At 48.5% G+C, this 24,161-nt stretch carries 21 protein-coding genes and 1 riboswitch; of the genes, 16 read left to right on the forward strand and 5 right to left on the reverse strand.

Going from position 1 to position 24,161, the window contains the following annotated elements:
• Positions 1-22: 22 nt before the first annotated feature.
• Both metX and ACXADP_RS03195 read right to left on the reverse strand, forming a co-directional pair.
• Positions 23-1,078 (reverse strand): homoserine O-acetyltransferase MetX, encoded by a 1,056-nt coding sequence (metX, locus tag ACXADP_RS03190; protein WP_474969848.1) that lies wholly within the window; start codon positions 1,076-1,078, stop codon positions 23-25.
• A gap of 23 nt (positions 1,079-1,101) precedes the next feature.
• Complete coding sequence (locus ACXADP_RS03195) at positions 1,102-2,802, reverse strand: O-acetylhomoserine aminocarboxypropyltransferase/cysteine synthase family protein (RefSeq protein ID WP_474970812.1); 1,701 nt, start codon at positions 2,800-2,802, stop codon at positions 1,102-1,104.
• 109 nt (positions 2,803-2,911) lie between these two features.
• Positions 2,912-3,020: riboswitch (SAM riboswitch) on the reverse strand.
• Between the two features lie 143 nt (positions 3,021-3,163).
• Here ACXADP_RS03195 and ACXADP_RS03200 point away from each other — a divergent pair.
• The 4 genes from ACXADP_RS03200 to ACXADP_RS03215 all read left to right on the forward strand — a co-directional run bounded on the left by ACXADP_RS03200 (position 3,164) and on the right by ACXADP_RS03215 (position 6,218).
• Complete coding sequence (locus ACXADP_RS03200; protein WP_474970813.1) at positions 3,164-3,361, forward strand: DUF2188 domain-containing protein; 198 nt, start codon at positions 3,164-3,166, stop codon at positions 3,359-3,361.
• Between the two features lie 120 nt (positions 3,362-3,481).
• A complete protein-coding gene (locus ACXADP_RS03205; protein ID WP_474969846.1) occupies positions 3,482-4,699 on the forward strand; it encodes an FAD-dependent monooxygenase in 1,218 nt (405 codons plus the stop codon).
• A gap of 41 nt (positions 4,700-4,740) precedes the next feature.
• Complete coding sequence (locus tag ACXADP_RS03210; RefSeq protein WP_474970814.1) at positions 4,741-5,196, forward strand: hypothetical protein; 456 nt, start codon at positions 4,741-4,743, stop codon at positions 5,194-5,196.
• A gap of 56 nt (positions 5,197-5,252) precedes the next feature.
• Positions 5,253-6,218, forward strand: a complete 966-nt coding sequence (locus ACXADP_RS03215; protein ID WP_474970815.1) for an NAD(P)/FAD-dependent oxidoreductase — start codon at positions 5,253-5,255, stop codon at positions 6,216-6,218.
• A 263-nt stretch (positions 6,219-6,481) separates the two neighbouring features.
• Here ACXADP_RS03215 and rarD read toward each other — a convergent pair whose 3' ends face one another.
• Positions 6,482-7,387: an EamA family transporter RarD gene (gene rarD, locus ACXADP_RS03220; protein ID WP_474969843.1), complete on the reverse strand. Its 906-nt coding sequence runs from the start codon at positions 7,385-7,387 to the stop codon at positions 6,482-6,484.
• Positions 7,388-7,687: 300 nt separating this feature from the next.
• Positions 7,688-9,274, reverse strand: coding sequence for an FAD-dependent oxidoreductase (locus ACXADP_RS03225; RefSeq protein ID WP_474970816.1), 1,587 nt, complete (start codon positions 9,272-9,274; stop codon positions 7,688-7,690).
• Positions 9,275-9,548: 274 nt separating this feature from the next.
• Between ACXADP_RS03225 and ACXADP_RS03230 the strand changes: the two genes are divergently transcribed.
• The 7 genes from ACXADP_RS03230 (at position 9,549) to cls (ending at position 15,794) form a co-directional block, all read left to right on the forward strand.
• The gene (locus ACXADP_RS03230; protein WP_474969841.1) at positions 9,549-9,674 is read left to right on the forward strand and encodes a hypothetical protein; all 126 of its coding nucleotides are present in this window, start codon (positions 9,549-9,551) and stop codon (positions 9,672-9,674) included.
• A 93-nt stretch (positions 9,675-9,767) separates the two neighbouring features.
• Positions 9,768-10,013, forward strand: coding sequence for a hypothetical protein (locus ACXADP_RS03235; protein ID WP_474970817.1), 246 nt, complete (start codon positions 9,768-9,770; stop codon positions 10,011-10,013).
• 74 nt (positions 10,014-10,087) lie between these two features.
• Entirely contained in the window at positions 10,088-11,266 is a 1,179-nt protein-coding gene (gene megL / locus ACXADP_RS03240; protein ID WP_474969839.1) for a methionine gamma-lyase, read from the forward strand.
• 146 nt (positions 11,267-11,412) lie between these two features.
• A complete protein-coding gene (locus tag ACXADP_RS03245; RefSeq protein WP_281658899.1) occupies positions 11,413-11,907 on the forward strand; it encodes a PTS sugar transporter subunit IIA in 495 nt (164 codons plus the stop codon).
• A 202-nt stretch (positions 11,908-12,109) separates the two neighbouring features.
• Positions 12,110-13,579, forward strand: a complete 1,470-nt coding sequence (locus ACXADP_RS03250) for a glycoside hydrolase family 32 protein (RefSeq protein ID WP_474970818.1) — start codon at positions 12,110-12,112, stop codon at positions 13,577-13,579.
• A gap of 77 nt (positions 13,580-13,656) precedes the next feature.
• The gene (locus ACXADP_RS03255; RefSeq protein ID WP_474969836.1) at positions 13,657-14,205 is read left to right on the forward strand and encodes a 3H domain-containing protein; all 549 of its coding nucleotides are present in this window, start codon (positions 13,657-13,659) and stop codon (positions 14,203-14,205) included.
• 146 nt (positions 14,206-14,351) lie between these two features.
• Positions 14,352-15,794: a cardiolipin synthase gene (cls, locus tag ACXADP_RS03260; protein WP_474970450.1), complete on the forward strand. Its 1,443-nt coding sequence runs from the start codon at positions 14,352-14,354 to the stop codon at positions 15,792-15,794.
• A gap of 716 nt (positions 15,795-16,510) precedes the next feature.
• On the opposite strand, the gene ACXADP_RS03265 is transcribed toward cls, so the two are convergent.
• Entirely contained in the window at positions 16,511-17,659 is a 1,149-nt protein-coding gene (locus ACXADP_RS03265; protein ID WP_474970819.1) for a S1C family serine protease, read from the reverse strand.
• 181 nt (positions 17,660-17,840) lie between these two features.
• On the opposite strand from ACXADP_RS03265, the gene ACXADP_RS03270 reads away from it, so the two are divergent.
• From ACXADP_RS03270 to ACXADP_RS03290, 5 genes are all read left to right on the forward strand, one after another.
• Entirely contained in the window at positions 17,841-18,527 is a 687-nt protein-coding gene (locus ACXADP_RS03270) for a response regulator transcription factor (protein WP_474969834.1), read from the forward strand.
• Positions 18,524-19,864: a sensor histidine kinase gene (locus tag ACXADP_RS03275; protein WP_474969833.1), complete on the forward strand. Its 1,341-nt coding sequence runs from the start codon at positions 18,524-18,526 to the stop codon at positions 19,862-19,864. Before ACXADP_RS03270 ends, ACXADP_RS03275 begins: the two co-directional genes overlap by 4 nt.
• A 53-nt stretch (positions 19,865-19,917) precedes the next feature.
• Complete coding sequence (locus ACXADP_RS03280) at positions 19,918-20,439, forward strand: acyl-CoA thioesterase (RefSeq protein WP_027953351.1); 522 nt, start codon at positions 19,918-19,920, stop codon at positions 20,437-20,439.
• Positions 20,440-20,736: 297 nt separating this feature from the next.
• Positions 20,737-22,122, forward strand: coding sequence for an alanine/glycine:cation symporter family protein (locus ACXADP_RS03285; protein WP_474970449.1), 1,386 nt, complete (start codon positions 20,737-20,739; stop codon positions 22,120-22,122).
• Between the two features lie 133 nt (positions 22,123-22,255).
• Positions 22,256-24,145 (forward strand): ABC-F family ATP-binding cassette domain-containing protein, encoded by a 1,890-nt coding sequence (locus tag ACXADP_RS03290; RefSeq protein WP_474970820.1) that lies wholly within the window; start codon positions 22,256-22,258, stop codon positions 24,143-24,145.
• The last annotated feature ends 16 nt before the right edge of the window (positions 24,146-24,161 follow it).

Genomic DNA, 24,161 nt, shown 5'->3' on the forward strand with positions numbered 1-24,161 from the left:
CTACCCGTCTTTTTTATGTTTTCTAGTCCTCATTCAGCTCATCTTTGATGAAACGGCCCCATTGTTCGAATTCAACGAGAAAGCCGTCGTGACCATAATCCGTAGGGATATGCCTGTGGACGGCCTTCGGTGCCGCCGATGAAAAAGCGGAAATCAGCTCTTCTGGATACAGCAGGTCGTGTTCAAAACTGAACGTGATCAAGTCTGCTTTATACTGAGCGGCGGCCGCTTTCCATCCTCCCCGGTTTCTCCCGATGTCATGGTTATTCATTGCATCAAGCAGGTACAAGTAGCTGTTCGCGTCAAACCGTTCTTTGATTTTATCTCCCTGATAATCCAGGTAGGACTGAATTTCATAAGTGTCTCCTCCATTGGACCGGTCAAACCTTTTTTCAAAAAGAGCAGGGCTTCTGTAAGTCACCATGCCGGTCATCCGCGCAATTTCAAACCCCTGCAGGGACTCATTCGTCGTGTAGTTCCCGTCTTGGAAAAAAGGATCGTTTTTAATGGCTTTCGCCCCGATATGATTGAAGGCGATGCCGTAATCACTTAAGTAGGGGGTGGCAGCCATAATCAGCAGCTTCTCCATAAAGTCAGGGTAGAGGAGCCCCCACTCATACGCCTGCATACCTCCAAGCGATCCTCCCGCAACAGCTTTGACCTGATGAATGCCCATCTTTTTTAAAGCCTCATACTGGGCACGGACCATATCCCGGATGGTCACTTTAGGGAAATGCTGACGGAATGGTCTGCCTGTATCCGGATTCATACTGGCGGGACCTGTAGACCCGTGACAACCTCCCAGAACATTGAAAGTAATCACTTGGAACAGGGAGGTGTCGATTGGCTCCCCCTCCCCGATTAATCCTGCCCACCAGCCGGGCTGCTCTTCCGTACCCACAGCTGCCTGGTTCCCGGTTAAAGCGTGGCAGACGACAATGACGGGAGCATGAGACGGGCCGGTGCGTTCGTAAGCCAGTTCGACAGATTCCAGCCGTCCGCCGGATTCGAAATGGAAGGGTCCCAGTTCAATCGTTTCCAAAGCTGCTGTCTGGCTGGCGGGGTTTTTTAAAGACATGCTTTCATTCTCCTTTCTGGCCATTATACAGTGACGAGTGTTTGAGATAAGTGGTGTCCTGAGCGGATCGAAACGATCGTCTCGTAAAGGCTCGCACCGGATAGGATTTGTTCATTTTTCAGGGAAGAAGCAGTTTTGGACCAGATGACCGATGGATTCGCCGACTGGGCCAGATCCGTTTGGTTTTCTCCAAGGGTTTCAAAGTAAAGAATATCGAAAGCTGGATCGTTCTGTTCCAGAATGTCTTCCACCTTTGAAAAAGTAGTCACATCAAAACCGAACCGCTCCAACTTGGAGGCTTCCTCCTGCAGGCCTCCCGGCTGATCAGGAATGACGCCGATCGTTTTCCGGCGGATGTTCCCATTGGACCGGTCGAGAGAGGAACGGAGAACGGTCTCCGCTGGATGAGGCTGTTCCTTATAAGGGCGGCTGTATCCATTGGCCTTTTCTATGGCTTGATCCAAGTCCTGTATAAGATCAGTCACAGATTCCAGACCAACCGACAAGCGGACAAGTTCTTCGGAAACACCGGACTTTTTCAAGTTCTCCTCATTCAACTGCTGATGGGTGGTGGATGCCGGATGGATGATCAATGATTTCGCATCACCCACATTAGCTACGTGGGACCAGAGTGTGGAGTGATCGATCAATTTACGACCGGCTTCGCGTCCCCCTTTGATTCCGAAGACAACCATGGATCCGGCTCCGCCTTTCAAATACTTTCGGGCAAGGTCATGAGTAGGGTGATCCGGCAGTCCAGGGTAATTCACCCAATCCACCCCTTCATGATTCTGCAGGTATGCAGCAATCTCATAGGCCTGTTCTGCATGCTTTTCGATTCTCAGGTGAAGCGTTTCAAGTCCCTGCAGGAGCAGGAAGGCGTTCTGGGGGCTCAGGCAGGCGCCGATATCTCTCAAAATCTGAACACGGAGCTTAACCGCATAGCCGGCAGGTCCAGCATCAATACCGAAGCGGATGCCGTTGTAGCTTTCATCAGGCTCAGTAAAACCCGGGAATTTTTCGTGATTCCAGTCAAAACGCCCGCTGTCTACGACAATACCGCCGATAGCTGTACCATGGCCCCCGATCCACTTCGTTGCGGAGTGGACAACGATATCGGCTCCCCAGGCGATCGGTTTGCATACATAAGGGGTGGCGAAGGTGTTGTCGACAATCAAGGGAATGTGATGGGCGTGGGCAATATCCGCTACCGCTTCAAAGTCCAGCACATTCAGGCTTGGGTTCCCGATGGTTTCAGCAAAAATCGCTTTCGTTTCAGGTGTAACAGCTTCCTCAAAGGCATTAGGATCGTTCCCATCTACGAAAACAACGTTCACACCATAGCGGGGAAGGGTGTGGACGAATAAGTTATACGTACCTCCGTACAAGTTGGAGGAAGTGAGGATGGTATCTCCGGCTCCGGCAACGTTCAGGACGGCCATCGTGATTGCCGCCATCCCGGAAGCTGTAGCGACAGCAGCGGCACCGTCTTCCAGAAGGGCAACACGCTGCTCAAATACATCGACCGTCGGGTTTGTGATTCTGGAATAGATGTTCCCTGGTTCGGCCAGGGCGAATAGGTTCTGGGCATGATCGGTATCATTAAATACATATGACGTTGTCTGATAGATGGGAACAGCACGCGATCCTGTTGCTGGATCAGCTTCCTGTCCACCGTGAAGCAGCTGTGTTTCATCACCGTATACATGATTTGAATTGGTCATTGTTTCATTCCTCCTTATGATTTCCAGGACATCCTGATCCTCGGTGTAGAGGGAAAAAGAAAAACCCTCTTCTGTAAGTAAGAAGAGGGCTTTTATGTATGCTTACCTCCCCTTATCTTTCAGATCATCTGATCTGTAGGATGTAGCACCTTTTCAAGTTTTCCTTGAAGGTTGCCGGGCGTCTCAGGGCCTAGTCCCTCTGCCGCTCACGATAAGAGTTTTCAATATTTAATTTATCTGACTTGTTTGAAATTATAAAGGGGTCCAGCTCTCTTGTCAATTCCCAGCTTGAAACAAGGGTGTTTAAATCTATAATAGGGCGGGAATGGATAATTAAGTCTATGTTGAAGGAGATGTTTTCATGAAGGAATATAGTGTAGTACCAAATAAAGATGTAACCGGATGGTTCGTAAAAATTGAGGACGTAGCTCCGACAGATTTATTTGATGAGCGTGATACAGCTGTAGAAAAAGCGGAAGAAATCGCGAAAAAGAACAAACCGAGCCGCTTGTACATCCTTGACCAGAATCACGAAGTTGAAGAAGAGCGTACCTTTTAAAAAATCCCCGTCCAGGGGATTTTTTTATGGCTTCCTATGCTTGTTTTCCTGTGGCTGTAGTTTTTTTGCGTGAAACCGATTATGATGGGACACAGGTTGAGAAAGAAAGGAAGGACCGGAATGAATCATACATATGACGTGATCATTACAGGAGCCCGGGCAGCTGGGGCAAGTCTGGCTGTCCTGCTCGGGAAAATGGGGAAGCGTGTCCTGTTGATCGATAAAGCCGCGTTTCCGAGTGACACACTGTCTACTCACTTTATGTCCCATACCCGCTTCCTTGAGGAACTGGGCATCCTTCATAAACTGGAGAAGACCGGTTTGAGAAAAGTGAGCCGGATGCGGACGTATATCGGCCAAAGTTTTATAGAAGGACCGAGAGCGGATTATACGATTATACCTAAACGAGATGTCCTGGACCCTCTTCTGATCGAGCAGGCCGAGGCGTTGAGTTCCGTCACTTTTATGCCGCGTACGTCAGCAAGAGGTTTGATCAGAGAGGACGGGCGCGTTGCCGGGCTTCACCTTGAAACAGAAGGGGAAGCGTGGGAGGCCTGTGCAGCGTGGGTGGCCGGAGCGGATGGAAAGAACTCGAACATCGCTGCCTGGACGGAAGCAGAGAAGTATCGGGAAACGAAGCCTCTCCGTCCGGTCTTATACGGTTATTACACAGGCGTGGAGCCGTTAAGCGAACCTGTAACGGAGATTTTCCTGCATGAAGGACGAATCGGCTTTGTATTTCCAATGGAGGAAAACCGGGATTGTCTCGGTATTGAAATCCACCCTGGGGAATTTACGGACATGATGAAAGCGCCGCAGGATACATTTGAACAAACGTTTAATCAATTTTACGGAATGAAGAAAAGGATGGAAGGGGCAGTTCTGCAGGGAAAGATTATCGGAACCCCCGGAATGCCGAACTTTTTCAGGAATGCTTATGGAGAGGGCTGGGTCCTCCTTGGAGATGCTGGTCACAGTAAAGATCCAAGTACGGGGCTTGGAATCAATGATGCGTTTCTACAGTCTTTTCTGCTGGCCGATGCTTTTCAGCAGATGGATGAAGGGGTGGATTGGAAAACAGCCCTGGATCGTTTTCAGAGTCGAAGGGATGAACAGCTGCTGCCGGGATTTCAGCTGACATTGGATTATATTCAATCGCTCCGGAAGTGGACAGACAACGAAATGGCATTGTTTCAAACCATCGCCGCCAACCCTATGGCGTGGAATAAGCTGATGCCTCATATGGGACGGCATTTGAAAGAAGACACCAAGGATTTCCCTCTTTTTTATCAATCGGTGGAAGGGGAAGCTTCCTCCTTCGGTTTCAGGAAGGATTAACTTCCTTTGAAGGCGAAATGGTTAAGAGAGGTGATGAGAAGATGGAATGGTCGAAAACATCAGCTTTCGAAAAGCTGCAGGAAATTTATACAGATAAAGTGATGCAGGACGAAAAAAGAAGAATCTTCCAAATGGTGTACCGCCATCTGCATGGCCATCTTGACGATCTTGCTGTGGAAACAGGTCTGACAGAAAAAGCTGAAAAACAATTGAAGTTTTTTAAAGAATACACGTTTATGCCGGGCGATAATCTTTTTCAGTCGATGCGCTGGGTCTTTTTGGTCGCCCGTGGAGAAAAACCGAAGGAAGCAGAAGAAACGAGGGATCACTTGAACCGGATTTACCGTTCGTTGTATCAGCCGGCCGGCTTGAAGAATCCGGCCATTCCAGAGACTTTCTGGGAAACGCCTCTCGGTGTCGCCTGTTTGGTGGCAGAAGAAGGAGTCGAGGCGGTTTATCCGATTCTTGATGAAGTTCTTGAAGTCGAAAAAATATAGGATGAATGGGGTTTTCTGCAAAGGAAGCCCAAGAGAAGAGAAGGGGAGGGTCAAGGATGGAACATTATGAAGTGACGATTATCGGTGCAGGCCTTGCAGGAATAACAGCCGCGCGCCGTCTGATGAAGCAGGGACGTACAAATATCCTGCTTGTCGATAAAGGGAAAAGTGTCGGGGGACGCCTCGCCACCCGCCGGATTGCGGGCGGCAGAGCGGACCACGGGGCCCAGTTTTTCACGGTCCGTACAGAAGAACTTGAAGAAGAAGTCCAGCACTGGGTGGAGGCCGGATGGGTAAAGGAATGGTTCGGTGACGACCACCCGCGGTACACGGCTGTAGACGGAATGAATGCTTTTGCCAAGCAGCTTGCTGAGGGTATCCCCACTTTATTGGAAACAAAGGTCGAGAAATTATTAGAAAATGACGGGGGATACAGGGTCTACAGTGCAGACGGTTCTGAATGGCAGACGGACAGCCTGTATTTGACGATGCCTGTGCCCCAGGTTCTGGAGCTCTTCAGAAACAGTACCATGAGCATGCCTGAACCTGTGAGAAAACAATTGAAAGGGATCCTGTTTGAGCCAACGTATGTGGGATTGTTTGAATTCAACAAGCCTACAGAACTTCCTGAGCACGGCCATTTGGATCAAGACCTTCCTGAAGGTGTGGAACGGATTGTCGACCATAGTAAAAAAGGAATTTCCGAAGATGTGATCGTCAGTGTCTATATGACAGCAGACTGGTCCAGAAAATACTACGGTGAAGATTATGTCATGTCTCTGGTGAAAGAAAAGGCGGAGAACTATCTTCCATGGGACGACCTGGAGTCGGAGCAGTTGAAGCGGTGGAGGTATGCCCAGGCGAAGAAAGTTGTGAAGGAGTCCTGTCTTGATGTGAATGGAGACGGCAGACTCATCCTCGGAGGAGACGCGTTCCTCCGCCCGAATGATACAGCCGGCCGGACCCGTTTTGAAAGTGCCTATTTGTCAGGGAAAGATGCTGCTGCCCATCTGCGCTGGTAGAAAAAGTTCGTCCTATCCAGTTAGAGTTGTCCGCATGTCATGTTGAGGGGGGCACGTTCCGCTTATCGGTGGATGCCTGCCGCGGGCACGGCCTCCGCTGACTTGGTCAAGAAAACCATTGGACCAAGTGGGTCTTCGGCTCGCGGGCTCGTCTGCGGAAAGGGAAGGGGCTTCCGCTCCTGGCAGTAGGAAAGAAATAAGCTTGTAAAGAAACAGAAGCTCCTCTACAAGGTGAAAGGTGTTCTCTCCAGGAGAACACCTTTTTATGTGACTTTCGGTTCGTATTTCTTCATGCGCTTCATGCGGGCCATCGTATAGACGGCAAGTCCTGCCCAGATGAATGTAAAGGCGACGCCATGCACCGATGTGAATGGTTCGTCGTAGAGGAATACACCGATGAACAGCATAATCGTTGGCGCGAAATACTGTAAAAAACCCACCATGGAAAGCGGAATCCGTTTGGCCCCCGCTGAGAATAAAAGTAACGGTACAGCGGTCACGACTCCGGCGCCGAAGACAAGGAGTGCTGTGAGCAATCCCCATTCTACGGATGCCCCCTGCCCGCTTAGCTGCTGGAGCAGGAAGAAAAGCGCAGCTGGTGTAACGATGAACGTTTCAATGGTCAGCCCAAACATGGCGTTCAACGGCACCAGTTTTTTAAGCAGGCCGTATGTTCCGAAGCTGAAGGCCAAGAGCAGGGCAAGCCAGGGGACGGAGCCGAACTTTAGTGTCATATAAAGGACGCCTGTTCCAGCGAGAGCGAAAGCGAGCCACTGGGCTTTCGAGAAGCGTTCCTGAAGGAAAATCATGCCGAGCAGAATGCTGACCAGCGGATTAATGTAATAGCCGAGGCTGGCTTCAACCACGTGGTTGGTATTGACAGCAAGTATGTAGGTCACCCAGTTGATACTGATGGTCACAGATGCCAGTGTCATTCCGATCATCTGCCGCTTATTCTTTAAAATCCGTCGGCATTCTTTGAAAAACGCCTGCTGTTTTTGAAGAACCAAAATGATCAGCGTCATAAAAACAAACGACCAGACGATGCGGTGGGCAAGAATCTCAAAGGCGGAAATTTCTTGAATCCATTTCCAGTAAATCGGAAGAATGCCCCATAGAATATAAGCTCCGGATGTATAGATGATTCCTAGTTTTTGATCATTTTCCATCTCTGTCCTCCTTTCCATAAAAAACTGTTCGATGTACGTCCGAATCATTATAGCACCATTTGCAGAACAGAATGGAAAGAAAAGGCCTGAAGTGCCTCCTTTTCCCTTGAAATCGAAAAGGGTGCGCTTCAGGGCCACCTATGAAGAGGAACGGTTCTTAGATGATCAAAAAGTACAGGCCGGCCAATGGCCTCTCCGGAAGATACGGGCGGCTGACCAATGGCGGTGATCTGGAAGCATGAGAAAAGCTTGTAGATAAACACATGGTTTCTCTACAAGCGGTAAAACGTTTGTCATTGATTACGGCGTGTCCTGCGGCCGGTCTGCATCACCAAGGTTTTGAAACGGGAGTTCCGCATGGTTGTCGATTGCTATTCTCAGAAGCGGCTGATCGGCTGGTCCTTCCATGACAGAACCATCATAGGAAAAGCGGGACCCATGACACGGGCAGTCCCAGGAATGTTCCGCACTGTTCCATTCGACTTCACATCCAAGGTGGGTACAGGTGGTATCCAGGACGTGAAGCTGTCCTTCCTCATCCCTGAATGCACCGGCCCTCTGTCCTTTCCACTGGACAACCATTCCTTCCCCTTTTTTTAAACGGTTCGGTTTATCTTCCACCAGTTCGACTTTTCCTTCCACCAGGTGGGCGGCTACATCGAAGTTCTGGGAAATGAACTGCTTCATACTTGGATCTGACTTGAAACGGGATGGTTTGAAAAGCTCGTGGAACAAGGAGGTTTCCCCGCATACATAATCGGTAATCAGCTGGGCAGCGAGTGTTCCATTGGTCATGCCCCATTTTCGGAAACCGGTCGCAATAAAAATCCGGTCGTTTTTCCGGGTGATCGGTCCGATATAAGGAACCTTATCGAGCGTCGTCAAATCCTGGGCAGACCATTGGAAGAGCTTCTTCCTGATGCCGAACGTCACGGCAGCAAACTCCTCCAGCGCCCGGTAGTGGAAGCTTGTATCGACCCCCTGACCGGTCTTATGACTTTCTCCACCGATGATCAGAACATTCTTTCCGTTGTACTCAGCCGTGCGGATCGAACGTTTCGGTTCGTCGATGGACAGGTACATGCCCGCAGGAACTTCACGCTCAGGTTCGACAGCGATCACGTAGGATCTTTCCGCATACATGCGGGAAAAGTACAGGCCTTTTCCATCATAAAAAGGGAAATGGCTGCAGGAGACCATTTTCTCGCAGGCCACGACGGACCCGCCGCCGGTTTTAATTTCAAGGCGGTCTTTTTCAGTAACGTCAACCGCTTTCGTCTGTTCGTAAATTTCTCCTCCAAGTCTCACAAATTCCTCAGCGATGGCTTTCAGATATTTCACAGGGTGGAACCGGGCCTGGTTTCTCATGCGGAGTGTCTTTTCAGCATCCATGCTGAAAGGGAGCGTATGACCTGTACCACCGGGAATGTCCAGCGTCTGATAGGCTTCGTACTCCTTGTCCAGTTTCAATGCTCCTTTAGAGGTGGTTGCGAATAAAAAAGCGTCTTCTTCCGCCCAGTCGCAAGCGATATTGTACTTATCGACCCATTCTTTCATCGTTTGGAGAGCCTTTGTCTGTGCCTGGTAATAAAGGGAGGCGGACTCCTCACCAAAGTGTTTAATCAACTCGTGATAGATTAATCCGTGCTGGGCCGTTACTTTGGCTGTTGTATGTCCGGAGGTGCCGTTGATCAATCGGTCCGCTTCCAGAAGAATGACTTTTCTCCCGGTTTTAGCGAGCAGATAAGCCGTCGTTATTCCGGTCATACCACCGCCGATGACAGCGACTTCCGCAGATGTATCTTCTTTTAACGGTTCATAGGAAGACAAGGATGTATCTTCTCTCCATAGTGGTTCAGGTTGTGTCCACTGTTCATAATGTGTCATAGAAACCCTCCTGAGAGATGCTTTTCTTACAGTGTTTCCTTTCCTTACCAAATCATGTATCTGGAAAAAATATAAGTTTTCGACAATCGTATGACATAATGAGGCTGCAGGCTTCTACCTGATCCCTGTATGGAAACTTTTGTAGTATAACCAGTGGGTATATGGAATCAGATGGAAGTGATAAACAGGATGGAAGTATGTGTGGCACGGCAGCCGATTTTGACGGTGGATGACGTATGAGCTTCTATACCGGAGTAGGGAGGAGAACAAGTTTGTGCCCATGGATGAGAACAAGGCAGCATCGGACGTGCTGATGAACAGTTTCGTTACAATCGGACTGGATCGGTTGTCCAATGATAAGCCCTGCTTTATTAATTTCATGGAGGACCTGTTGTTTTAAAAAATACCGGAATACTTCGACCCTGAAGAATTGGTCGTTGAGATCCTTGATGAAGTGTCATTCAGTTTCGAGATGATCCAGGTGTGCCGTGAGTTGAAATCAAAAGGGTACACCATTGCTCTTGACGACGTTATCGATCCGGAAAGGGCCTTTATTTTCGAACTGCTTCATTACGTGGATAACCGTATGGTTACAGAAGAGAACCGCTGCCACTTGCAGAAGGGATTAAAGAAGTTGATTTTGAGTGGCTGGAGCGGCTCTTTCATGAACATTTCAATGAACTTAAGGACGGAGACGATGTGGAAGAACAAGAGTCTCTGTGATGAATATAGTAGGTAAGGGGGGAGCCTTTTCCCTCCTTTTTTGATAAACTATTAATGTAAACGCTTACAGAAAAGGGAAGGGGAAGGGTTATGAAAAAGACACATATGGAAACAAAGATGATTCACAATGAGCAGGCTGGACATAATGAAACAGGGAGCCTGACCACCCCGATCTATCAAACTTCTACATTTTCATTTGCTTCTGCTCAGGAAGGGGCACGCAGGTTTGCCGGTGAGGAGGAGGGCTATATTTATTCCAGGCTCGGCAACCCAACCGTCGCCCAGTTTGAAGAACGAATGGCTGCTTTGGAAGGTGGCGGGAAGGGACTTGCCTTTGCATCTGGGATGGCGGCTGTTTCGGCCGTCCTTATTGCGCTTACAAAAGCCGGTGACCATATTGTCTGTTCCAATGGTCTGTATGGGTGTACGTACGGGCTGCTCAAGATGATGGAAGAGAAGTATGGGATTACTCATGACTTCTGTTCTATGGAGACAGAGGAGGATCTGAAGCAGACGATAACGGACCGGACGGCCTGTATTTTCGTGGAAACGCCGATTAATCCAACGATGAAAGTCATAGATTTGGAGATGGTGTCACGGACAGCCTCTTTGTCCCGCATCCCGGTTGTAGTTGATAATACGTTCTGCACGCCTTATCTTCAAAGACCGCTCGAACTTGGATGCGACGTTGTTGTTCATAGTGCAACGAAATATATAGGAGGACACGGGGATGTCGTAGCCGGTGTCGTCGTAGGGAGCCGGTCGTTTATGGAGAAGCTTGCTTCTTCCCAGCAGAAGGACATCGGCGGTATCTTATCTCCATTTGATGCGTGGCTGTTGATCAGAGGAATGAAAACGATGCACCTCCGCATGGATCGCCATAGTGCGAATGCGTCTGAAATAGCGGCTCGTCTGATTCGTCATCCGAGAGTGAAGCACGTGCATTATCCGGGCTTTGAGGATGACAGGCAGTCCGCGATTGTACAGAATCAAATGAAGGCCGGAGGGGGAGTCATCGCATTTGAATTGAACGGAGGACGGGAAGAAGCGGAACAATTCATCAACCGGTTGAACCTCATTAAGATTGCGGTCAGCCTTGGAGATGCCGAAACATTGATCCAGCATCCCGCTTCCATGACTCATGCGGTCGTTCCTGAAGAGCAGCGGAACGCCATGGGCATTCACGAATCGCTTATCCGTATATCCGTCGGACTCGAAGCCGTCGACGATATTTGGTATGATTTATATCAGTCCCTCTCGGAAGATTGATGAACGCGTCAAAGCCGTGACACCTGTCCGGCTTTTTTGTTTTGTTCGGCGTTTATCCTTTCCGGTGCAGGGAAAAGTAAAAGTAGCTTCATGAACAACCGTGAAACTAGCTTTAACATTTATAAAAACATAAAGGACGGTGCCGTATGTTTAAAAAATTATTCGGTAAAAAAAATGAAGAAGAGCAGCTGACTGCTCCTGTCAGCGGGAAAGTTGTCGCTCTTGATGAAGTGGACGACCCTGTATTCAGCCAGCGTATGATGGGTGATGGTGTTGCCATTGAACCTGCAGATGGAAAAGTGGTCAGTCCTGTATCCGGAGAAATCGTTCAACTGTTCCCAACCAACCATGCCGTAGGGATCAAAACGAAGTCCGGTGTTGAAGTCCTTGTCCACATCGGTCTTGAAACCGTATCAATGGAAGGAGAAGGTTTCGAAGGTCACGTGAAAGCTGGAGATCAGGTGAAAGCTGGAGACCATTTGATCACATTTGATATGGATCTGGTTAAAGAAAAAGCGAAAAGCACCATTACTCCTGTCATCATTACCAACTATGACGATATCATCGACTCTTTTGAACCATCGTACAGTGATCATGCAGAAGCTGGTCAGTCTACAGTGGCTGTCTTAACGACGAAGTAATAGGAAAAGCCTAAAATACCCTGGTGTTTTAGGCTTTTTTCTTTTTTATGCAGAAGATTTGAAGAAACAAAGCAATCTGCGTGGAGCAGCATGGCTGTCGGCTCGTATTCATCTGCTGGGATATGAATGGAAAATAGATAGAAAACGCTATATAATAGGTGGAAAGAATCAGGTGATAGGACGTATTTATACATAGAGGGGGATGACATTGACGGAGCGGGACGAGGAACTGAGAGAACTTGTAGAAGCAGAAGTACGTAAAAACAAAGAGAGTGTGGAAGGGGATCCTTACCGCCTCACGTACCACCATATGCCTGCTGCAGGATTGATGAATGATCCGAATGGATGGATCCAGTGGAACGGCACCTACCACTTGTTTTATCAGTGGATGCCTTTCCATACAGGCCACGGCGCCAAATTCTGGGGACATCGGACATCCAGGGATCTTATCCACTGGACGGAGCAAAAGCCTGCGCTTACGCCGTCCGAATGGTTTGATAAGGACGGGGCATTCTCTGGGAGTGCTGTTGTATCGGATGATCAGCTGCATCTTTTCTATACAGGAAATATAGATGGTGATGGAGACCCTGAAGAGGAGTATCAGTGCCTGGCCGTTTCGAGTGACGGGGTGACCTTCACGAAAAAAGGTGTCGTCGTGGAGCGTCCCGAAGGGTATACCAGTCATTTCCGGGATCCTAAAGTATGGCATCATGAAGGAAAGTGGTACATGGTTGTCGGGGCACAGACGGAAGCCAAGCAGGGGCAGGTGTTGTTATATCAATCACAGGACCTGGAAAACTGGGAGTTTATCGGACCTGCCGCAGGGAGTTTCCAAGGGCCGCTGCAAGCGTTCGGTTATATGTGGGAATGCCCGGATTTCTTTCATTTGAACGGCCGGGATGTATTGATTGTTTCTCCACAGGGGCTTGACCCGGATGGGATGGATTATGCCAACACTTATCAGAGTGGATTTTTCACCGGCAGTTTGGATTATGAGGCAGGGACCTTCGATCATGGCGCCTTCAAGGAACTGGACCGAGGATTTGAATTTTATGCGCCGCAGACGATGGAGGATGAGCATGGAAGACGCCTCCTTGTCGGATGGATGGGAGTGCCTGATCAATGGGAGGAGGCTCACCCAACGGTCGATAACCATTGGATCCATGCCCTGACCCTTCCGCGGGAATTGACATGGAGGGATGGACAGTTGATTCAGTCCCCGGTGGAGGAACTGCAGGAAATGAGAGGGCCGGTCCTTCTGCATTCGTCCATCACAATTGAAAATGATCAGAAAGCTGTGAGAGGAGTAGAAGGGCGGTCCATAGAGCTTAACCTTGAATTTGAAAAGCTCGGGGATCAGTTTGCGCTGGAATTCTACCAATATGCCTCCCTCAGCTATAGAAAAGGCATTCTTACTTTATCGCGTCCGCGTCTGGATGAGCATTCCAAAACGGAATTCCGGAGAGTCCGTCTTGAACGGCCATTGGAAAGCTTACGTATCTTTGCGGATACATCCAGCCTGGAAATTTTCGTGAACGGGGGCGAGGAAGTGTTCACCTCGCGGATCTTCCCTCAGCCGGAAGAAGAGCATATATTGTTTACTTCACTTGGGGAGAGCACCTTCTCCATTGAAAAGTGGAATTTGTCAGGGTGGACACTTGAGCAGGGATGAGGCTCTGTCAAGCTTCCTGAACACTATTTCTGTATGGTAAGATAAGGATACGTATTTTGCACGAAGGGGTCATGTCTATGAGTCAATCTTCTAAAAAAATGAAAGCAAATGAACGGCGGGAGTACATCCTCACCCTGTTGAAGCAGCGGGGGATGCCGATTACGGGAAGTGCTCTAGCTGAAGAAATGAATGTAACGAGGCAGGTGATTGTCGGTGACGTTTCCCTGTTGAAAGCGGGGAACGAACCGATTGTGGCTACCAGTCAGGGCTACATGTATATGTCAGAGGCTAAAGAAGATCTGGCTTATCAGCGGACCATTGTCTGTCGGCACGAAGGAAGCGAGACAGAAAATGAATTGAATATCCTGGTGGATCATGGTGTCCACGTCCGGGACGTCGTCGTCGAACACCCGGTATACGGGGATTTGACCGCACGACTTCAAGTCGCAAACCGCCGCGATGTAAAGAAGTTCATTGAAAAAGTCCGTTCCACCAATGCTCCCTTTTTATTGGAGCTTACGGGCGGCATTCATACGCATACGATTGCTGCAGAGAGCAGGGAAGCGCTGGATGAAGCAGAACAGGCTCTTAAAGAAGCAGGAATTCTTTTGGAACATCAAGGATAGATGGGTACGAGACAGGCATAAGGTGAAGCGCCTGTCTTTTTTTATGGTATTTTTTACATGATTTCATTCCATTCCCAACCTTTGTGAGGTAGAGAATATGATATATTGAGAGAAATGGTGTTCATTAAAAGGCAGGTGTCTACATGATCGATATATTTCCAATTTTATTAAGTATTATTCTTGGCTTAAACGTCCTGCTCGCTTTGGCGATCATCTTCCTCGAACGAAGAGATGCCAGTGCGACGTGGGCGTGGCTGATGGTGCTCTTATTCATTCCTATTGCCGGATTCCTGCTGTACTTGATTTTCGGGAGGCGACTCAACCGGAAAGAAATCTTCACGTGGGATAAAAAGAGCCGTCTCGGTCTTCTTACGGCTGTCCAGGAGCAGTTGACGGCCATTAAGGAAGGACATCTGGAAGTTCAGCATAAAGACATTATTCCTTATGAGGATCTGATATACATGCATCTGAAAAACAACGATGCCCTTCTTTCCCAGAACAATGCTGTGCAGATCTTTACGGATGGGCAGAAGAAATTCCAGGCTCTTCTTGAAGATATTGAACAGGCGGAAAATCATATCCATCTGCTGTATTACATTCTCCGGGATGATAACCTTGGACAGCGGCTCGCAGATGCGTTGATTCGAAAGGCGAAAGCCGGTCTTGAAGTAAAGCTTCTTTATGATGATATGGGATCTCGTCTTTTGAAGCGGGGCTACCTGAAGAAGATGAAGCAGGCCGGCATTCAGGTGGAGTCGTTTTTTCCTTCCTTTATTCCGAAGGTCAATTTGAAGATCAACTACCGTAACCATAGGAAACTGGCAATCATCGATGGGAAGATCGGTTATACCGGTGGTTTTAATATTGGGGATGAATACCTTGGCTTTAATAAGCGGTTCGGCTACTGGCGCGATACTCATCTCCGTGTCGAGGGGGATGCGGTGAACAATATGCAGACGCGTTTCATTCTCGATTGGAACCATGCCTCCCGCAGAGACATCGTATATGAAGAGCGTTATTACAAAGCGGAGCCAAAGGGCGACGTCGCGATGCAGATTGTTTCAAGTGGACCGGATTCTGAATGGGAACAGATCAAACATGGTTATCTGAAGATGATTCTGTCTGCAAAAAAACATGTGTATATCCAGACACCGTATTTCATTCCCGATGACAGTCTTCTTGATGCTCTCCGTGTAGCTGTTCTTTCAGGTGTCGATGTTCGGATTATGATTCCGAATAAGCCGGATCACCCTTTTGTTTACTGGGCGACTTATTCCAATATCGGCGACATGCTGAAGGCCGGGGCAACGGTTTATATTTACCAGAAAGGATTCCTTCATGCCAAGACGATTGTCGTGGACGATACTATCGCTTCCGTCGGAACGGCCAATATCGATGTACGCAGCTTCCGGCTCAATTTTGAAGTCAATGCCTTTCTCTATCATCCGGATGCAGCGAAAGAGCTGTCTGACCGTTTTCATGAAGATATCGTAGATTCGACTGAGCTCACTCTGCCGCTTTATCAATCAAGGTCAACGTGGATCCGTTTCAAAGAAGCGATCTCCCGGCTGCTGTCGCCGATCTTATAACGTAAAAACCCCTGCCTGTCATAGGCAGGGGTTTTTGGACTGTAAATATAGGATTTGGAGATCCCCATATGTCTTATGAATGGTCACGTTCCGCTTATCGATGGATGCTTGCCGCGGGTACGGCCTCAGCTGACTTGGTCAAGAAGATTACTTGACCAAGTGGATCTTCAGCTCGTGCTGTTCCCGCAGGCGTCACCACCGAACGTTCCTTGTGAGCTCCATACATGACGAGGTGGGCATCGGGCTTTTAATCAAGATAAGGTTATCTCCCTTCGTATGGAAAAATCATAGACGGGAAAGAGCATGTTCACTATAAGATTTTTGATGGTTTTCTAATGGTGCTTGAAAAACACGATGCTTCTTCTCCTTTATATCTGAAAAAAACCCCTGCACACCGTGTGCAGGGGTTTTTTGAGAGAGGTTGATTTGGTTTTACTTCGATCATAGAAAGGACGGAGCGGCAGGCATCAAACAAACAGGATAGGAGGGGGGGATCTCAGCTGTTTGGTGACACCGGCCGGCCTGTCGTTTCTGTACCTGCCTCTGTTCTGAAAAAGGAGGTTAGTCTTTTTCGGAAGCAGAGGCTCCACTTTACTTTGGCTGGCTGCTGAAACGGCCGTGCCTGCTCATCGGCATAGGGGTTGGGTTCCGATGGACAAGGCCTGACTGTTCCGTGTTTTCTGTTCGTATCCGTATTCTTCATATCTGTTCAATACTTACTGAGAGGTCAGTGTGAGCTGGACGGTGGTTGGGGTCCCGTCCCGATACACTTCAAGCTCTACAGTATCTCCGTTCTGTGCTTGGCTGTAGAGATACTGCCGTAGACGGATGAGCGAGTCTACTTTATTCCCGTCGATGGCGGTGATGACATCGTAGCGTTCCAGTCCTGCTTTTTGAGCAGGGGAACCTTGCTCGACGCCCTGGACAAGGACGCCGTGGGTGATATCAGTTGGTAAACCCAGTTCGCTTTCCAGAACAGGATTTGGAATCTGGCTTACATCCTGCAGGGAAACACCCATATAGGGGCGCTGTACTTCCCCGTTGGTCTCTAAGTCTTCAATGACAGGTTTGGCGGCGTCCATAGGAATCGAAAAGCCAATGCCTTCGACTTCGGCCTGGGCGATCTTCATAGAATTGATACCAATGACTTCACCTTGTAGGTTAATCAGCGCACCACCACTGTTGCCCGGGTTAATGGCTGCATCTGTTTGTATGACTTCGGTCTGCCAGTCGGCCTGGTCGTCACCATTGATGTCCACCGGAATATTCCGGTTCAATCCACTGATGATTCCTTTAGTGGCCGACCCTGCGAATTCCATGCCCAGTGGGTTGCCGATGGCTATGGCTGTCTGGCCGATCTCTACGTCACCGGCATTCCCTAAATCGGCAACTTTCTCGACATGTTCGCTATCTATTTGTAAAACGGCCAGGTCTGTCAATGGGTCGCTGCCTTTTAATTCGGCTTCTGCTTTGGTCCCATCACTAAGGATGACCTCAAGGGCTGAAGCATTCTCAATAACATGATGGTTGGTGACGACAAATGCCTGATCACCTTCTTCTTTGTAAATGACCCCGGAACCTGTGCCGGCCTGTTGTGTTCCCTGAGCTGAACTTTGAATGTTGCTTATACCAACGACTGCCGGAGAAACCTCATTCACTGCTTGAGTGACATCTTCTTCGTTCTGTCCGATATTCACTTCATCAGCCTGTGCTGTCGGCTCTTCGGTGTTGATTTCAATAGAAATTCCTTTCCATTGAAAGACCGTCGTTACGATAAAAACAGCGATAATGGCACCGAGGACGCTGAAGGCCATCCCCGAACGTTTATACTGCTTTCTGCTTACATTCTTATCATCATCCAACATAGAGTAACGGCTGCCCCTTTCGTGAAGATCTGCTGGAATGTCTTTGGTGTTTCCCTCTGACAATTCTTATTATAGGCATGACTTATGGAATGACTTTGGAGAAAATGTGTAAAAAGTGTGTAATGGAAGAGGAAGTTCTGAAAATGTGAGAGAATAAAAGAAAAAACCAGGAGGAAACGTGATGAACCGACTTATTGGATTGGTGGAAGATGATCCAAACATCAGGGATATAGTAGAAGCCTACTTAAAGAAAGAAGGCTATCAAGTGATCAGCGTGGAAACGGCAGAAGAGGCCTGGGGAATATTCGAAGCGTCGTCTCCGGACCTCTGGGTGCTGGATATCATGCTGCCAGGCATGGATGGGTATGAATTCTGCAAGAAAATCCGACTGACTTCAGAAGTTCCGATTATCATCATTTCTGCCAAAGATGACGAAATCGATAAAATTCTCGGCCTTGAGCTCGGTGGTGACGATTATTTGACGAAACCCTTCAGTCCTCGGGAACTGGTCGCGAGGGTGAAACGACACTTGAAGCGGTGGGAAGCCATGAAGCCTCTTTCAGAAGAAAGGCTCGATGTGATCAAGGCCGGCGAGCTTGAACTGAGTGAAGCCGAAAGGCGGGCCTATTTCAAGGGAATGGAAGTGGAAGTCACGACAAAGGAGTTTGAAATGCTCCGCATTCTGGCTTCCCAGGAAAACCGGGCGTTCTCAAGAGAAGAGCTTCTTATTAAAGTATGGGGCGATGATTATTACGGCAGCGACAGAGCCGTCGATGATCTGGTCAAACGACTGCGGAAGAAGATGAAGGAACTGCCGATTGAAACCGTTTGGGGTCATGGCTACAGGTTGAGGGATCAGTCCTCATGAAGCTGCTCTATCAATTGAATGCAGCCTTCACTGCGTTAATCATCATCGTTATGTCCATTACAGCTTTTTTCGTTTATTCCTTATTAATGGATATGCTTATTCAGGATGAACAGCGCCAGTTGAAAGGCAGGGCGGAGCTCTTAATTGATTTGATTAATGACCAGGATGAAGACCGTACCCCGGAGTTATCCCAGTTGATTCAGGACCGCAATTATCCCATTTTATTGTTCGACAGCGACAATGGAGAAATCCTGTTCCGCACGATGCCGGCCGCTATTGCTGCTTCCTGGATGGAGCGGTATGAGGGAGAATTGGAAGGGGAGGAAGTGTGGGAGAGTGAAGGGGAGAAGTATGTGGTCTATGATTTCCCGGTCAATGCTGGAAACAGTCAGATTCTTGTGATGGCGACCCCGCTGAATGATCTCCAGGCGGTCCAGTCCGTATTTGCGATCCGGATGATCATGGTCTTTCTGATCGGCCTCCTTCTCGCCTTGATTGTCAGCTACATTTTAACGTGGAGGCTCGTTACACCGTTGACGAAGCTGAAGCAGGAAGTGAAAAAAATCGAGAAACGACGGTTCGATGATGTTAAACAGGTCCAGGCTTCCGGGGAGATCAAAGAAGTCGAGCAGAGCGTCCGGCACATGGCTGCGGAGCTTGCGCGTTACATCCATTCCCAGAAACAGTTTTTCCAGAATGCCTCCCATGAGCTGAAAACACCTCTCATGTCGATTCAAGGCTATGCAGAAGGAATACGGGACGGTATTTTCCAGGGAGAAGCGGCGGAAAAAGGATTGAACGTCATGGTCAGTGAAACGGAACGGCTGAAAAAGATCGTCAATGAAATGATTCTGCTTGCTAAGCTCGACAGCAGTGAAGATGTCTACCATCCTGAACAGACAAACATCACTGATGTAGTCATACAAGCGAAAGACAGACTCATTCCGCTTGCGAACGATAAGGATATGACCATTGACTTGAAAGGCGGCGATTCGTTTTATTCGTTTGTAGATCGAGAGCGTATACTCCAAGCAGTCATCAACATATTAAGTAATGCTGTCCGTCACGGAACCCATCATGTAACTGTAGAAATCGAAACGCAAGCCGAACAGATGCACGTCAAAATCAAAGATGATGGCACAGGGATTCCAGAGGCACTTCTCCCGCAGATGTTTGAGCGGTTCATCAAAGGGAAAGAAGGGGAAACGGGACTCGGTCTTGCTATCGCCCGGGCTATCATCGAGAGGAGCGGAGGGACCATCAAGGCCTATAACCGCGATGATCAACCAGGAGCCGTTTTTGAAATCCGTTTTCAAAGGAAAGACGAGCTTCTCTAACATGATATAATGTATCTCAGAGAACGATTCCACATGAAGGTGAGGAAAAAGATATGGATGCAAAACCTTGTATAGATTCACTGACCGTTAAAAATTCACATGTACTTCCTCCGGATACGAATACCCACGGAACCCTTTTCGGTGGAAAACTGATGGCTTACATTGATGACGTGGCTGCAATAGCTGCCGTCCGGCACTGCCGCAAACCGGTGGTCACCGCTTCCACTGACTCTGTCGACTTTCTTCAGCCGGTATTTGAAGGCGATACGATCTGCCTTGAAGCCTTTGTGACATGGGCGCATAATACATCCATGGAAGTATTCGTGAAAGCAACGACAGAAAACCTGCTGACAGGAGAACGGAAAGTATGCACTACCGCATTTCTATCCATGGTGGCTGTTGATGAAAACAATGACCCGACACCAGTACCGCCGGTGTACCCGGAGACAGAGGAAGAACAGTGGCTTCATGATCACGCCCAGAAGCGTCATGAGCACCGGAAAAGCCGTCGGAAGGAATCCAAGGAACTCGCTGAGAAATTCGGCACGAGTCTTCCGTGGCTAAGGAATTCCTAATACTAGACCAGGAGAGGCAGCGCTTCTCCTGGTTTTTTAATACCCGCATATCCATAACTTCGGCGGCTCCTGAAAGATACCGGACTTTCGAAACAGAAATATCCTGCTGCGGGAGGGGATCCTTTCATCGGAAAGGCAGTAGTGGTGAAATCCAATTGTATGATAAAATAAAAAAGTTGAACTTATTCATGTTTTTTTCCTTTATGATAAGGGAATACGTGTGTTAAAACAGGAAAACATTTACATTTTATAGGAGTGATCAGTGTGCAGGAAGTCTTATCCTTTTTGAATGACTGGATGTGGGGGACCATTCTTGTCGCCGCCTTACTGGGTGTGGGCTTATGGTTTTCAATACGTCTGAAATTCGCACAGTTTCGTTACATACCCGAGATGTTCCGTGTCTTGTTCGATAAACGGGCGATCTCGGCAGAAGGAAAGAAAGGAACTTCTCCTTTCCAGGCCTTCGCTATTAGTACGGCATCCCGTGTCGGTACAGGAAACCTGGCAGGTGTCGCTGCGGCTATTACTGTCGGAGGACCTGGTGCGGTCTTCTGGATGTGGATTGTAGCTATCCTCGGAGGAGCTTCAAGCTTTATCGAAAGCACCCTGGCCCAGGTCTATAAGGTTCCGGATAAAAACCAATACCGAGGCGGACCGGCTTATTATATTGAAAAAGGATTAAAAAACCGGACGCTGGGGATTGTCTTTGCCGTTACCATCACTTTTACATACGGTCTTGTATTCAGTTCTGTGCAGTCCAATACGATCAGGCTTGCCTTTGAAAACTCCTTTGATGTTGATAAATGGCTGATGGGGGCCATCCTGACTGTTTTCGTAGCTTTAATTATCTTTGGTGGACTCAAGCGTATCGCCCAGGTGACGCAGTACATCATTCCGATAATGGCGATCTTCTATATCATTCTTGCCACCTACGTCCTGTTCGGCAATATTGCTCAAGTACCGGAAATGATCGGCCAGATTTTCGCAGGGGCGTTCGGCTTCCGTGAAATCGCTGGTGGAACCTTCGGCGGTATGATTCTGATTGGAATTAAGCGCGGCCTGTTTTCCAACGAAGCCGGTATGGGTAGTGCGCCGAACGCAGCGGCTACGTCAGAAGTGACCCACCCGGTCAAGCAGGGACTGATTCAGACCCTTGGTGTGTTCACGGATACGCTGCTTATCTGTAGTGCTACAGCTGTCATCATCTTGTTTGCCGGGGGTTATGAAAACACCTCCCTTGATGGCATCCAGCTGACTCAGGAAGCTTTCGAATCCCAGCTTGGATCATGGGCAGCGGTATTTATCGCTATTGCCATTCTTCTATTTGCCTTTAGTTCGATTGTTGGAAACTATTATTATGGAGAAACGAACATCGAATTTATTAAAACGAGTAAAAGCACCATTTTCATCTATCGTCTTGCGGTATTGGCTATGGTTATGTTCGGTGCTGTCGCTGAATTTGACCTTGTCTGGTCACTGGCGGATCTAACGATGGGAATCATGGCCTTAATCAACCTGTATGCCATTTTCCGGTTGTCATCGGTGGCCTATGCAGCTCTCAATGACTATGTGAAACAGAAAAAAGCTGGGAAAGACCCTGTCTTTTATCAGGATCACCTGCCTGGTGTAGACGGAATGGAATACTGGAGAAGAGACCAGTCCTCTGAGAAGGAAGACGCATAAATTGATACAAAAGCTGTGGACGGGCGATGCCCTGTCGACAGCTTTTTTCTTCCCTTCCCAGACCCTGTCCTCCACAGCAGAAGCGGCCGGTGTGATATGATGGGAGCAGATTCTTATTAAAGGAATGAGCGTAATGAGTGTAGTATCAGTCAATCAACTGAGTAAAAGTTATGGAGATAAAGATTTATTTGATGACCTATCCTTTACGATATCCAGCCAGCAGAGAATCGGCTTGATCGGTGTGAACGGGACCGGAAAATCGACCCTGCTGAAAATTCTGGCCGGTATGGAAACAGGGGATCAGGGCGATATGGATCATGCGAAGGATTTCACAGTGGAGTATCTGCCACAGGACCCTGAATTCAACCAAAGCCAGACGGTTCTGGAACATATTTATGACGGGGAAGCTGAAATTATGGTGCTGATGCGCAGGTACGAGCAGGTCATGCTGGAACTTGCTGAAAATCCGGAGGACACCGGCGTCCAGGAGCGGATGCTCGACCTGCAGCAGAGAATGGATGAAAAAGGGGCCTGGGAAGCGAGCACTGTAGCCAAGACCGTCCTTTCCAAGCTCGGCGTCACGTACTTTGATAAAAAAGTATCGGAGTTGTCGGGCGGTCAGAAAAAGCGGGTGGCCATCGCCAAGGCGCTTATTCAGCCGGCGGATCTTCTGCTGCTTGATGAACCGACCAACCATTTGGATAATGAAACGATCGAGTGGCTGGAGGAGCACCTTTCCTCCTACAAAGGGGCTCTTATGGTTGTGACGCACGACAGGTACTTCTTGAATAGAGTAACGAACCTGATCTATGAACTCGATCAAAGCAGTCTGTATACGTATGAGGGAAACTATGAAACCTTCCTTGAGAAAAAGGCTGAACGCGAAGCGTGGGAACTGCAGGCTGAACAAAAGCATAAAAATACCATGCGTAAGGAACTTGCCTGGCTGAAAGCTGGAGTGAAAGCGAGATCTACAAAGCAGAAAGCGCGTATTCAGCGGGTGGAAGCGATGAAAGAAGAGACCTTCCACACGAAAAAAGAAAATGTTGATATGGCTATCGGCTCATCAAGGCTTGGGAATCAGGTCATCGAACTACAGGGGGTCACCCACAGTTACGGCGGCCATAAACTGCTGGAGGACGTCGATTACTTAGTCGTCCCCGGAGAGCGGCTTGGGATCATCGGTCCCAACGGATCTGGAAAAACAACCCTCCTGAATATTATGGCGGAACGGATTACACCGGACGCAGGAAATGTTCACACAGGCCAAACCGTGAAGATCGGATATTACACACAGGATCACGGAGAGCTCGATGAAAGCTTGAAAGTGATTGAATACATTAAAGAAGTGGCAGAAGTCATTCGGACTGAAGACGGAACAGAGATTACCGCCGAGCAGATGCTCGAACGTTTCCTATTCCCACGACCGCAGCAGTGGACCTACATTAAGAGGCTCTCCGGTGGAGAACGCCGGCGCCTTTATTTGCTGCGCGTCCTGATGAGTGAACCGAACGTTTTGTTTCTTGATGAGCCGACGAACGATTTGGATACAGAAACCCTTGGCGTTTTGGAAGACTATCTGGAGCAGTTCCCCGGTGTCGTCATTACGGTTTCCCACGATCGTTATTTCCTTGACCGCGTCGTAAACCAGCTGCTTGCGTTTGAACAGCGTGGAAAACTGCGTCGTTTCTATGGAAATTATTCCGAGTACCTGGAAGCTGTCAAAGAGGAGCAGACGGTTTTGAAGGAAAATAAACAGCCGTCCGCCCAGGAGGAAACGAGAAGAGGGAACCGTAAGCGGAAACTTTCCTATAAGGAAAAACAGGAATGGGAGACCATTGAAGACGATATTGCCGCTTTGGAAGAGAAGATCGAAGAGTTGAATGACCAGCTGGCTCAAGAGGCTTCCAATTATGACAAGGTCAGGGACCTTACTGCTCAACAAGAAGAAGCGGAGGCGGAGCTGGAGCAGAAAATGGAACGCTGGGAAGAGCTCTCCCTCATAGTTGAAGGGCTTGAATAATGTTCAGAGAAAAAGG

Source organism: Halobacillus sp. AWH4_228 (genome assembly GCF_056158365.1).